We start from the raw sequence: 11665 nt of genomic DNA on the forward strand, positions 1-11665 counted from the left end.
CCGGGCTTGGATCGCGCACGGTCTGTCGCCTCGCACCACTCAACTGACTGGTAAGGCGCCAAATAGCTCCGGCCCGCTTCGCGGCCGATCGGTCAATCGGGAACGCTTGTGCTTCCTTGCTTACGCTGTTATCTAACTGCATCGGCCATGCACGTCATGAAACCTAATTTCGTGTCGGTCTATTTGCATTGCCCCTGTGCGGGGCGGCAGTCACTTTCTTTGCTGCTGCAAAGAAAGTAACCAAAGAAACAGCTTTCCCCATCCAAAGTACTTCATGCCGGCCCCGGCACAGAAGTACTCTCGTGGTCCGGCAGTAGCGAGTGCCCTCATAGGCCTTTCCGGGCTTGGATCGCGCACGGTCTGTCGCCTCGCACCACTCAACTGACTGGTAAGGCGCCAAATAGCTCCGGCCCGCTTCGCGGCCGATCGGTCAATCGGGAATGCTTGTGCTTCCTTGCTTACGCTGTCATCTAACTGCATCGGGCCATGCACGTCACAAAACCTAATTTCGCGTCGGTCTATTAGCACTGCCCCTGTGCGGGGCGGCAGTCACTTTCTTTGCTGCTGCAAAGAAAGTAACCAAAGAAACAGCTATCCCCATCCAAAGTACTTCACACCGGCCCCGGCACAGAAGATCGTTCGTGGTCCGGCAGTAGCGAGTGCCCTCATAGGCCTTTCCGGGCTTGGATCGCGCACGGTCTGCCGCTTCGCACCACTCAACTGACTGGTAAGGCGCCAAATAGCTCCGGCCCGCTTCGCGGCCGACCGGTCAATCGGGGATGCGCGTGCTTCTTTGCTAACGCTTCCATCTCGCTGCATCGGTGGTTCGTTGGTTTCCCTTGCATACCCAGCGGCAGCGCGTAGCGCTGTGCCGGAGCTATTTGGTGCTGAACCAGCGTCCTTAATGGTCTAGGTTGTCAGACCGTGCGCGGTCCAAGCCTCGTGAGTTTTGTGAGGGCACTCGCTACTGCCGGACCACGTACGAAGTTCTGTGCCGCGGCCGGCATGAAGTGCTTAGGCTGGGGATAGCTGTTTCTTTGGTTACTTTCTTTGCAGCAGCAAAGAAAGTGACTGCCGCCCCGCATAGGGGCAACGCTAATAGACCGACACGAAAACGGGATCCAGCGACAATCAACCCCAACCCCGATCCCTCAAGCCAACGGCTTCAGACCCTCCAGCAAGGTAGGAATCAACTCACTCACCGTAGGATGAATATGCATAGCCCGCTGCAGCGTCGTAAACGGCGCATCCGCATTCATAATATCGACGAAGGTATGAATCACCTCATCCCCTTCGATCCCATAAATCGCCGCGCCTAAAAACCGCTTCGTACGCGCATCGACGAGCGCCTTCATGAAACCATCGGTTTCACCGCGCTCCCGTGCGCGCCCCACGCGCGTCATCGGCATGACCGCAATGAGCGCCTCGCGGCCATCGCGCCGCACATCCTCCTCGCTCATTCCTACCCGCGCGAACGGCGGATCGACGAACACCGCATAAGCCATGATGCGCGTATCGACACTGCGCGATTCCCCATCGAGCAGATTCGACGCAATGATCTCGTAGTCGTTCCACGACGTATGCGTGAACGCGCCGCGCCCGTTCACATCGCCCAGGGCATAGATGCCTTCGACCGCCGTGCGCAACTGGCCGTCCACGTCGATCATGCCGTGCCGGTTCAAGGCAATGCCCGCACGTTCGAGGCCAAGATCGTCGGTGTTGGGTATGCGGCCCGTTGCGAAGAGCAGATGCGATGCGTCGATAGTCTCATCGCCGCCGACGATGCGCACACCGCCCGCCGACGCCTCCACGCGCCCGATCTGCGCGCCGAAGCGAAACTCGATGCCCTCGCGCACGAACACGTCCTGCATCGCGCGAGCGACGTCCTCGTCCTCGCGCGTCAGAATGCGATCGCCGCGCACGAGCAACGTGACGCGGCTGCCGAAACGCCGGAACATCTGCCCGAATTCGAGCGCGATATAGCTCGCCCCGACGATCACGAGATGCTTCGGCACTTCGGTCAGTTCGAGGATCGTCGAATTGGTCAGATACGGCACATGCGCGAGGCCTTCGACCTTCGGCACCGCCGCGCGCGTACCCGTGTTGATGATGACGAGATCGGCCTCGATGTCCTGCGTCGAGCCGTCGCCCGCCTCGATCGAGAGCGCATGCGGGCCCGTGAAGCGCGCGTGTCCCTTGAACACGGTGAGGTTCTCCGTCCCGCGCAGCCACGTTTCGATGCCCGTGCGCGAGCCGCCGATCACCTCGTCCTTGCGCGCCTTCACGCGCGCCATATCGATGACGATATCGCCGCCGATCATCACGCCGTATTGCGCCGCCGTGCGCGCGACGTGCGCGGCCCGCGCGCTTGCCACGTAAGTCTTGGTCGGCGTGCAGCCGACGTTCACGCACGTGCCGCCAAAGAGATGCCGCTCGATCACGGCGGTGCGCCTGCCGCTCTGCGCGAGCCGCACCGCAAGCGGCGAGCCGCCCTGCCCCGTGCCGATGACGGCCGCATCGAAGTGCTGTGACATGCCGAGTCTCCTCCGGTCAAAGACCGTGCGAATGAAGCGGATGACGAATGCAGATGGCGCAACCGACATGCATGTTACGCGCAAGTCGATGAGCAGGCAGGCACCCTGCCAAAGCGACCCTTGCGGACACGGGCATGGCTCGTGCTGGATTGGTTCGGAACGTCCCGCGCGTCCGTGGCGCGCGGTCCGCTCAGTCATCAGGAGACGAAGCCCGAAGGCATTCATGATCGAGACGATCTGGTTTCTCGTCGTGGGCGGCGTGCTCATCTTCATGGGGCTTGCCAGCTCGACGTTCAAGCGCCTGCCGATCAGCACCGCGATGTGTTATCTCGCAATCGGCTTCGCGATGGGCCCGGCCGCGGCCAATCTGCTGACGCTCGACCTCGCGTCCGACGCCACCGTGCTCAGGCGCATCACCGAAGTCGCGATGCTCGTGTCGCTGTTCGCGATCGGCTTGCGTCTGCGCGTGCCGCCCACCGATCGCATCTGGTTTCTGCCGATACGCCTCGGCCTCGTCGCGATGGTGCTCACCGTCGCGGTGCTCACCTTGTTTTCCGTCTACGTGCTCGGGCTGAGCTGGGGTCCGGCGCTGCTGCTCGCGGCGATGCTCGCGCCGACCGATCCCGTGCTCGCCCACGACGTGCAGGTGGAAACGCCCGGCGACATCGACCTGTTGCGCTTCTCGCTGACGGGCGAAGGCGGCCTGAACGACGGCATCGCGCTGCCCTTCGCGCTGCTCGGCATCGCGGTGTGCCGCTTCGAGGCGACGCCGAACGAGGCGCTGCACTGGAGTTTCGCGTTGCAGGCCGCGTGGGGCATCGCCGGCGCGCTCGTGAGCGGCTGGCTCCTGGGCGTGCTGTCGGTGCGGCTCGTCGCGTACCTGCGCACGCGTCACGGCGAGGCGCTCGGGCCGGAGGGCTTCTATGCGCTCGGGCTGATCGCGCTGTCGTACGGTGTCGCGGAATTGCTGAACACGTATGCGTTTCTTGCGGTGTTCGCGGCCGGACTCGCGATGCGCCGCGTCGAGCAGAAGACGAGCGCCGGCAAGTCCGCACGCGAGGCGATCGGCAAGATCGATGCGGACGATGTCGGCGCCGCCGCAGCCGATCCCGAGCGCGCGCACGCGTTCATGGCCGAGCGCGTGCACGGTTTCACGATCGAGCTGGAACGCATCGCCGAAGTCGCGATCATGCTGACGGTAGGCGCCGTGCTCTCGACCATGTGGCGCGAGCTCTTCACATGGCAGGCGGCCGCGCTCGTCGTCGCGCTCTTTCTCGTGCTGCGGCCGGCGGCGGTGGAGATATCGCTCATCGGCTCGCATGCGGCGGCCCCGCAACGAAGGCTCATGAGCTGGTTCGGCATACGCGGCGTCGGCTCGTTTTACTATCTGCTTTACGCGCTCGAACATGCGCCGCACGATGTCGCGGCGCCGCTCGTGCCGCTCGTCATCGCGACGATCACGGCATCGGTCGTCGTGCACGGCATCACCGCGACGCCGCTCATGAAACGCTATCAGCGCGAACGCATGGATGAATGAGCTTTCTCGAGGATCGACCGGACGTGAAGCATCTGATTTTTTTCTGCGGCCATGCCGGCACCGGCAAAACAACGCTCGCGAAGCAGCTCTTCGGGCCGCTCGTGCGAGCGACCGGCGCGCCCTTCTGCCTGCTCGACAAGGACACGCTCTATGGCGCATACAGCGCGGCGGCGATCGGCGCGCTCACCGGCGATCCGCACGATCGCGACAGCCCGCTTTTCATCGAACATTTCCGTGATCCGGAGTATCGCTGTCTCGTCGATACCGCCGCCGAGAATCTCGCGCTCGGCGTAAGTGTCGTGATCGTCGCGCCGCTCACGCGCGAGGTGCGCAGCTCACGCCTCTTCGATCGCGCATGGCTCGGCATCGGTGACGATGTCGCCATTCGCGTCGTCTGGGTGCATGTGGATGAGGATGTGGCGCGCGAGCGCATCGTCGCGCGTGGCGATCCGAACGATGCGTACAAGCTCGCGCATTGGGAGCAATATCGTCAGCGCCTCTTCGTTCCCGACGAAGCGCTCGCGCGGACCCTCGTGATGTTCGACAACACCGCGCCGACCGATGCAGCGCGCGATGCATTGATCGCGCGCCTGCTCGCTTAAGCCGCCGCCAGTTGCCGCGCCGTCGCGACGGCGTTCGCGCCTTCGTACAGCTTGCCGAAGCGGTTGTTGAGGAACGCCTCGAGCGGCACCTGTTCCTGACGCACGAAACCGCTTTGCGGCAGCGCGCCTTCGCGGAAGAGATCGAGCTCGGCGCAGATCGCGCCGGCGGTCGTGATCTGAATCGCGCTCATCGGCACGCCGCACACGTCCTTCGCGAAAATCTTGCGCGTGAACACGTCCTGCACGAGCTGTCCGCGCCGCATGCCGGTCACCGTGACGAAGATCAACACGACATCCTGCGCCGTCGACGGCACCGCGCGCTTCAACATCGTCTTCAGGCCATCGCGATCGGTGGACATGCGCAGATCGTCGAGCAGGAACTTCATCAGGTCGCGGTGGCCCGGATAGCGCACCGACTTGTAGTCGAGCGTCTCGACCTTGCCCGCGAGCGTTTCACACAGCGTGCCGAGCCCGCCCGACGTGTTGAACGCCTCGTACTCGATGCCGTCGAGCGAGAAATGCTCGACGCCTTCGAGCGGCTGCACCCATTGCGTGCGGCCTTCACGGATCGCCTCACACGGCTGACAATACTCGTTGATGAGACCGTCGATGCTCCACGTGAGGTTGTACTTCAGCGCATTGGTCGGAAACTCCGGCAGCGCGCCGACGCGCATCTTCACCTCGCGCACGTCGTCGAGACGCTTCGCGAGATCATGCGCGACGATGCCGATGAAGCCCGGCGCGAGACCGCATTGCGGCATGAACGCGAGCTCGGAGTCCTCGGCGATCGCGCGGATCGCGTGCGTCGCGCGGACGTCCTCGGTCAGATCGAAGTAATGCACGCCGGCCGCTTTCGCCGCCGACGCGACATTGATCGCAAGGTAATACGGCAGCGCGTTGATGAGCGCGTCGAAGCCGATCAGCGCCTGGCGCAACGCGGGCGTATCGGCGGAATCGACACGGCGCGTCGGGATGCCTTGCGCATCGAGCAGCGCGAGGGCGTGATCGTCGCGATCGAATGCGACGACGTCGAAGTCCCCCGTTTCACGCAGCAAATGGGCAATGCTCTGACCGATCAGACCGGCGCCGACGAGGGCCACTTTCATATTCATCTCCTTTATGTGTGCGGGTCGGGCCGCTTTGGCCCATGCGTTCTTCACACAGTTTAGGAGCGCGCGAATACTGATCCTAGACGCAAAATGATGCGCTTCGACGATACTTTTCGTCATTTCGACGATGCATCGCTACGAATCGTCGAAATGCTTATCCCGCGCGATCGATCTTGCGCGCGAGGATGATCGACGTCGTCGTGCGCTCGACGCCTTCCAGCGCGCCGATCTCGTCGAGCAGATCGTTCAGGCGATCGGGAGAGTCTGCGCGCAGCCACGCGACGTAATCGAACTCGCCGCTCACCGCGCAGAGCAGTTGAATCTCCGGCATGCGCGCGAAGCGCTTCAGCAGGTCGCGACCGTATTTCGGCGTGAGCTTGATGCCGACATAGGCCTGGATGCTCGCGTCGAGCACGTCCTGCCCGAGCCGCACGCCGTAGCCCGCGATCACGTTGTTCTTCTCCAGACGTGCAATGCGCGCGATCACCGTCGTGCGCGCAACGCCCAATTGCCGCGCGAGATTCGCGACACTCTCCCGCGCGTTCATCTGCAAGAGCGCGACGAGATTGCGATCGATCTCGTCGAGTTGATCGAGGCGCGGCGGTCTCATAAGGGCGTCATCCTTGGCATTTTGTGTTTTGAGTTATGCGTTTTGCATGCCACTTGGCATTCGGCGTTTTGTGTTTTGCATTATCGCCGAGACAGCGCGGACCGGACCCGACAAGGTATCCGCCGGGTTTTTTCCAGAGACGTTTCGAATGTAAGCAGTTGTGGCAAAGCGGGCGAAACCGCATGCAATCGTGATACTAATATCCGCCGATGGCGTGCCGTCGCGCTGCTGCCGATGCAGCTTGCGTAAGCATGCCGCTTTCTATATCGATCGAAGGTAACCCGAATGAAAAGAACTCTCGTTGCACTGGCCGCTTTCTGCGCATTGAGCCCGGTATTCGCGCAGTCGTCGGCGCCCGCGGCGGCATCGGCGGCCGCCGTGCAGGCTGCGGCATCCGCGCCGGCCGCCAACAAGCGCCAGGCGCGCGTCGAGGAGCGTATCGCGGAACTGCATTCGAGCCTCAAGATCACGCCGCAGCAGGAAGGTCAATGGTCGAAGTTCGCCGATGTAATGCGCGACAACGGCCGTACGATGTCGGAGCTTTATCGCCAGCGCATCGCGCAGCGCGACACGATGTCCGCGCTCGACGACATGAAGCAGTACGAGCAGATCACGCAGGCGAACGCCGATGGCACCAAGCGCCTCGTCGAAGCTTTCGAGCCGCTTTACGCGAGCCTTTCGCCGGAGCAGAAGAAGCTGGCCGATACGAGCTTCCGCGAAGAGCACGGCAAGGCGCGGCACAGTCACGCGCATCGTCGCCCGCATGCGGCGGGAGCGGATGCGGCGTCGGCCACGAAGCCCTGAGCGAGCGCGTAAAGTAGAAAAGCCTGCATCGCGCGATGCAGGCTTTTTTATGTCCGCCGGGTGCAAAATGGCGCGAATGCCGTTACGATCCCGCACCGTCACCGCCATTCACGAACGCGCCATGCTCCATCTGTCCCAACTCGATCTCGCCACCGATCCCGCCGCGCGCCGCGTCGTGAAAGACGAAGCCGTCGCCGTCGAATTCGCCTCAGCAGCGGGCGAACTGATGAGCCTCGAAGGTCCGAACCGCTACGCGAGCGGTGATGCGATCGTCACCGGCAGCGGCGGCGAGCGCTGGGTCGTGTCGCGCGAGCGCTTCGACGCGAAGTACGTGCCCGAAGGCGGCATCGCGCATGGCGAGGCGGGCATGTATCGCAATCGCCCGAGCGTCGTGCTCGCGAAGGAGATGCACGCGCCCTTCTCGATCGCGCGCTCCGCCGCCGGCGACATCCTCACCGGCGACACGGGCGACTGGGTCATGCAATACGCGCCGGGCGATTACGGCGTCGTGAAAGCGGCGCGCTTCGCGAAGGTGTATCGCGCGCTTTAAGCGAAGTCCTCGCCCATCTCGATGTCCACTTCACGCGGCACGGCCTCGCCGTTCGCGTACGTCTCTTCGAGCGATCCGAGCGTCGCTTCCACATACGCGCGCAGCACCGCATAACTGCGCGCGTGCATGCGCGGCGGCAGCGCGCGATAACGCGCGAGCGCGGCCGGATCGAAGCGCACGTCGATCGTGATGCGCCGCGCCGTCGAGCCGAAGCGCATCGCCACATAGTGAATCACGAGCGAGGTTCGGCCCGCGTCGTCCTTACGCTCGGCGAACTGTGTCTGCTCGGGAAAGAGATCGCTGATCACATGCGCGAGCATGTCGATGTCCGCGCTCGGGCAGTCGTATTGATAGTCGTCCATTCGGTGTCGATATTCGATTGAAACGCCGCTTCAGGCACGCTTACGCGCCCTGCGTCGCGGCCCGGCGATAGTAACGCACGAGCGCCGCCGCGATGATCACGCCGAGCACGAGATACACGGCATCGGCGGCGATGAGCGGCACGAGCCGCGCCTGAAAGAGCGCGGCGGGCAAGCCGACGAGCGCATGCGCGGCAACGAGAAAGGCAAGCGCGTGACGTGAGCGCTCACGCAGCATCTGCCACATCAGCGCGGAAAAGCCGAGCTGCAGCACGAACGCGCTCGCGCGCTCGACGAGAAAGATGCCCGCCGACACCGGCGAAAGGCTCATGAGCACCAGATGAATGCGCGCGATGGCTTCGAGCGGCGCGCTCTCGAAATGCGCGTCGAGCGTGCCGCGATTCGCGAGCACCGCATAGACGATCCATTGCACCTGCACGAGCACGCCGACGATCCACGCTTCCGCGCCGCCGTGCCCGATGCCGTAGCCGAGCGCCGGACCGTGACGATCCAGCGCGCCCGGCTCGCGCGAAATGAGCCATTTCATCGCGAGAAAACGCCCGACTTCCTCGCACAAGCCCGCCGCGATCGCGCCATAGATGACGAACACCGCGGGGTTCATGAGCCACGTCGATGTGACCGCATTGCTCAGCATGAAGCCATGCAGGGCGCGCTCGATGACCATCGCGAAGAGCGCGAACACCGCGATGCCGAGAATCGCCTCGCGCGGCGCGATCGCGAAGCGCGGCCGCAGCTTTCTGTACAGCACGATGGGCATCGCGGCGATGATGAGCGTCGCGAGCGCGAGGCTCAGCAACGTCGAAACACTGACCATTCAAGTTCCTTGTGATGCTTGCTGCTGTTCGCGCGTCGTGGATGCGCGCACGACGAGTTCGCCCGGCAGCAGACATTCGCGCGCGGGCATCGCGGCGCCGCCGAGACGTTCATGCAGAAACTCGACCGCGCACCGGCCGATATCGTAGGTCGGCTGGCGCACCGTCGTCATGCCGGCGAGTTGCGCCCATTCGGAATCGTCGATCGACATCAGCGCGACGCTCGCCTGCCAGTCCGCGCCGTGACGCTCCTTCAGATGCACGGCGACGCGCAGCGCGACCGGCCCGTTCGCCGCGAACAGCGCGACGCGCTTGCCCGCCGCTTGCGCCGCCGCGACCCGCGCATCGAGTTCGGCGAGCGCGGACGATGCATCGGCGAGATCGATCACGACCGTCGAGCCGCTCGCATGCAGCGCCGCGACGGTCTCGCGAAACGCGGCTTCGCGCAGGCGCCGCGAACTCACGTGCGTAACGGGCTGCACGATGAAAAGCAGCTCGTCGAAACCTTCTTCGACGAGATGACGCGTCGCGAGTTGCACGGCGGCGGGATTGTCGAGCCCGACCATATCGGTGATGAAGCCTTCGACGGAACGGTCCACGAGCACGACCGGAATACCGCCCTGCGCGAAGCCTTGCAGCAGTTCTTCTTTCACACCGAGTGCGTTGACGATCACGCCTTCGACGCGATACGTCGTAAGCAGTTGCAGATAGCGCCGCTCCATGTCGATTTCGTTGGCCGCGTGACAGATGAGCGGCATGTAGCCGAGCGCGTGACACGCGGCTTCGACGCCTTGCAGCACTTCGACGGAATACGGATTGGTCAGATCGGCGAGCAGCATGCCGATCAGGCGGTTGCGGCCGCGCTTCAGACCGCGCGCCATCTGGTTCGGCCGATAGTCGAGCTTGGCGATGGCCGCTTCGATGCGTTCGCGCAAGTCGGGCGACAGCACGCCCATCTCGCCGTTGAGATAACGCGAGATGCTGGTTTTGCCGGTGCCGGCTTCGCGCGCGACGTCGGTGATCGTTGCGCGGCGCGCGCCGAATGCTGCCGGGCGGTTCGTCAATGTGGGATCGTCGGACATAGTGGTCATGGGCCCGCGCTTCGCCGTGAAGCGAGACGCGATGCCGTCATTATCGTTCTCCTCGCATCGCGCATGGTAACGCATGCGCGCGAGCGTGCCCTTGCGATCCCGCTGTTTCAGCGCGCGAGCACGTCGCGATTGACGATGTTTTGCGTGAGCGTGCCGTCCAGTGCGCCGATGAGATTCTCGGCGGCGTTGCGCGCCATTGCGTGACGCGTCTCGAGTGTCGCCGAGCCGATATGCGGCAGCGCGACGACGTTCTTCATCGCGAGCAGCGGCGAATCGGCGGGCAGCGGTTCTTTCTCGAACACGTCGAGACCTGCGCCGCGGATCGTGCCGTTTTTGAGCGCCTCGATGAGCGCGGTTTCGTCGACGGTCGGGCCGCGCGATGCGTTGATGAGGATCGCGCTCTGCTTCATCTTCTTCAGTTCGTTCGCACCGATGATGCCGCGCGTTTCGGGCGTGAGCGGCACTTGCAGGCATACGAAGTCGGATTGCGCGAGGAGTTCATCGAACTCGACACGCTTTGCGCCGTAATCGCGTTCCGCCTGTTCGTTCGCGCTGCGGTTCGTGTAGAGCACGTTCATGCGAAAGCCGAGCGCCGCGCGCCGAGCAACCGCCCCGCCGATGCGTCCGAGACCGACGATGCCGAGCGTCTTGCCCTGCACGTCGACGCCGAAGCACGCTTCTCCGATGCTCGCCTTCCAGTTGCCTTGCTTCACCCATTCGGCGAGCTCCACGACGCGGCGCGCGCTGGCCAGAATCAGCGCGAATACGGTATCGGCGGTGGATTCGGTGAGCACATCGGGGGTGTGCGTGAGGACGATGCCGCGGCGCGTGAGGTCGGCAACGTCGAATTGATCGAAGCCTACTGATATCGTCGATAGCGCTTTCAGGCGGGATGCGCCTTCGATCATGTCAGGGGAGATCTTTACGCTCGCGCCGATCGCACCGTCGGCTTCCTTCAGCGCTTTCACGAAAGCGGTGTGGTCTTTCGGGTCGACGTTTTGCACTTCCGCGTGATCGCGGAGGTAGGCTTCCACGTCGCTTGGCAAGGCTTTGTAGGCTACGATTTTTCGAATCATGGTGGGGTTGCTCCGCTTGTTCGGGTTTTATGGGGATTGTCGCTGGATCCCGGTTTCGTGTCGGTCTATTAGCGTTGCCCCTGTGCGGGGCGGCAGTCACTTTCTTTGCTGCTGCAAAGAAAGTAACCAAAGAAACAGCTATCCCCATCCAAAGTACTTCATGCCGGCCCCGGCACAGAAGTACTCTCGTGGTCCGGCAGTAGCGAGTGCCCTCATAGGCCTTGCCGGGCTTGGATCGCGCACGGTCTGTCACATCGCGCCGCTCAACTGACTGGTAAGGCGCCAAATAGCTCCGGCCCGCTTCGCGGCCGACCGGTCCATCGGGTCTGCTTGTGCTTCCTTGCTTACGCTGTCATCTAACTGTATCGGGCCATGCGCGTCATGAAACCTAATTTCGCGTCGGTCTATTTGCATTGCCCCTGTGCGGGGCGGCAGTCACTTTCTTTGCTGCTGCAAAGAAAGTAACCAAAGAAACAGCTTTCCCCATCCAAAGTACTTCATGCCGGCCCCGGCACAGAAGTACTCTCGTGGTCCGGCAGTAGCGAGTGCCCTCATAGGCC

11 protein-coding genes are annotated in these 11665 nt (G+C 63.4%); 4 read left to right on the forward strand and 7 right to left on the reverse strand.

The features are described from left to right. Nucleotides 1-1151 precede the first annotated feature (1151 nt). Nucleotides 1152-2534, reverse strand: coding sequence for an FAD-containing oxidoreductase (locus tag AWB78_RS39575; RefSeq protein WP_062612345.1), 1383 nt, complete (start codon nt 2532-2534; stop codon nt 1152-1154). 223 nt (nt 2535-2757) lie between these two features. Between AWB78_RS39575 and AWB78_RS39580 the strand changes: the two genes are divergently transcribed. Continuing rightward, nucleotides 2758-4071, forward strand: a complete 1314-nt coding sequence (locus AWB78_RS39580; RefSeq protein WP_062612347.1) for a cation:proton antiporter — start codon at nt 2758-2760, stop codon at nt 4069-4071. 23 nt (nt 4072-4094) lie between these two features. Continuing rightward, entirely contained in the window at nt 4095-4673 is a 579-nt protein-coding gene (locus AWB78_RS39585; RefSeq protein ID WP_082883610.1) for a P-loop nucleotide/nucleoside kinase family protein, read from the forward strand. Here AWB78_RS39585 and AWB78_RS39590 read toward each other — a convergent pair. Together AWB78_RS39590 and AWB78_RS39595 are read right to left on the reverse strand one after the other, a co-directional pair. After that, entirely contained in the window at nt 4670-5779 is a 1110-nt protein-coding gene (locus tag AWB78_RS39590) for a saccharopine dehydrogenase family protein (RefSeq protein ID WP_062612353.1), read from the reverse strand. The two genes, AWB78_RS39585 and AWB78_RS39590, sit on opposite strands and share 4 nt — an antisense overlap. Nucleotides 5780-5936: 157 nt before the next feature. Further along, on the reverse strand, nt 5937-6392 hold the full coding sequence (locus AWB78_RS39595; RefSeq protein ID WP_062612356.1) for an Lrp/AsnC family transcriptional regulator: 456 nt from the start codon (nt 6390-6392) through the stop codon (nt 5937-5939). 285 nt (nt 6393-6677) lie between these two features. Here AWB78_RS39595 and AWB78_RS39600 point away from each other — a divergent pair, with 285 nt between their 5' ends. Then, nucleotides 6678-7196, forward strand: coding sequence for a Spy/CpxP family protein refolding chaperone (locus AWB78_RS39600; protein WP_062612358.1), 519 nt, complete (start codon nt 6678-6680; stop codon nt 7194-7196). Between the two features lie 121 nt (nt 7197-7317). Further along, on the forward strand, nt 7318-7746 hold the full coding sequence (locus AWB78_RS39605) for a PGDYG domain-containing protein (protein WP_062612360.1): 429 nt from the start codon (nt 7318-7320) through the stop codon (nt 7744-7746). On the opposite strand, the gene AWB78_RS39610 is transcribed toward AWB78_RS39605, so the two are convergent. From AWB78_RS39610 to AWB78_RS39625, 4 genes are all read right to left on the reverse strand, one after another. Beyond that, on the reverse strand, nt 7743-8108 hold the full coding sequence (locus tag AWB78_RS39610; protein WP_062612362.1) for a DUF3022 domain-containing protein: 366 nt from the start codon (nt 8106-8108) through the stop codon (nt 7743-7745). The two genes, AWB78_RS39605 and AWB78_RS39610, sit on opposite strands and share 4 nt — an antisense overlap. 40 nt (nt 8109-8148) lie before the next feature. Continuing rightward, nucleotides 8149-8940, reverse strand: a complete 792-nt coding sequence (locus tag AWB78_RS39615) for a YhfC family intramembrane metalloprotease (protein WP_062612367.1) — start codon at nt 8938-8940, stop codon at nt 8149-8151. Further along, the gene (locus tag AWB78_RS39620; protein ID WP_062612368.1) at nt 8941-10020 is read right to left on the reverse strand and encodes a LacI family DNA-binding transcriptional regulator; all 1080 of its coding nucleotides are present in this window, start codon (nt 10018-10020) and stop codon (nt 8941-8943) included. Nucleotides 10021-10136: 116 nt separating this feature from the next. Beyond that, entirely contained in the window at nt 10137-11102 is a 966-nt protein-coding gene (locus AWB78_RS39625) for a 2-hydroxyacid dehydrogenase (RefSeq protein ID WP_062612370.1), read from the reverse strand. Nucleotides 11103-11665: the final 563 nt, after the last annotated feature.

Source organism: Caballeronia calidae, assembly GCF_900044055.2.
GTDB lineage: Bacteria > Pseudomonadota > Gammaproteobacteria > Burkholderiales > Burkholderiaceae > Caballeronia > Caballeronia calidae.

What these genes read in the sequence shown, in the direction of transcription:
- AWB78_RS39620 (WP_062612368.1), bottom strand. Translation starts at nt 10,020, where the DNA reads ATGTCCGACGATCCCACATTGACGAACCGCCCGGCAGCATTCGGCGCG.
- AWB78_RS39590 (WP_062612353.1), bottom strand. Translation starts at nt 5,779, where the DNA reads ATGAAAGTGGCCCTCGTCGGCGCCGGTCTGATCGGTCAGAGCATTGCC.
- AWB78_RS39610 (WP_062612362.1), bottom strand. Translation starts at nt 8,108, where the DNA reads ATGGACGACTATCAATACGACTGCCCGAGCGCGGACATCGACATGCTC.
- AWB78_RS39600 (WP_062612358.1), top strand. Translation starts at nt 6,678, where the DNA reads ATGAAAAGAACTCTCGTTGCACTGGCCGCTTTCTGCGCATTGAGCCCG.
- AWB78_RS39605 (WP_062612360.1), top strand. Translation starts at nt 7,318, where the DNA reads ATGCTCCATCTGTCCCAACTCGATCTCGCCACCGATCCCGCCGCGCGC.
- AWB78_RS39615 (WP_062612367.1), bottom strand. Translation starts at nt 8,940, where the DNA reads ATGGTCAGTGTTTCGACGTTGCTGAGCCTCGCGCTCGCGACGCTCATC.
- AWB78_RS39575 (WP_062612345.1), bottom strand. Translation starts at nt 2,534, where the DNA reads ATGTCACAGCACTTCGATGCGGCCGTCATCGGCACGGGGCAGGGCGGC.
- AWB78_RS39595 (WP_062612356.1), bottom strand. Translation starts at nt 6,392, where the DNA reads ATGAGACCGCCGCGCCTCGATCAACTCGACGAGATCGATCGCAATCTC.
- AWB78_RS39580 (WP_062612347.1), top strand. Translation starts at nt 2,758, where the DNA reads ATGATCGAGACGATCTGGTTTCTCGTCGTGGGCGGCGTGCTCATCTTC.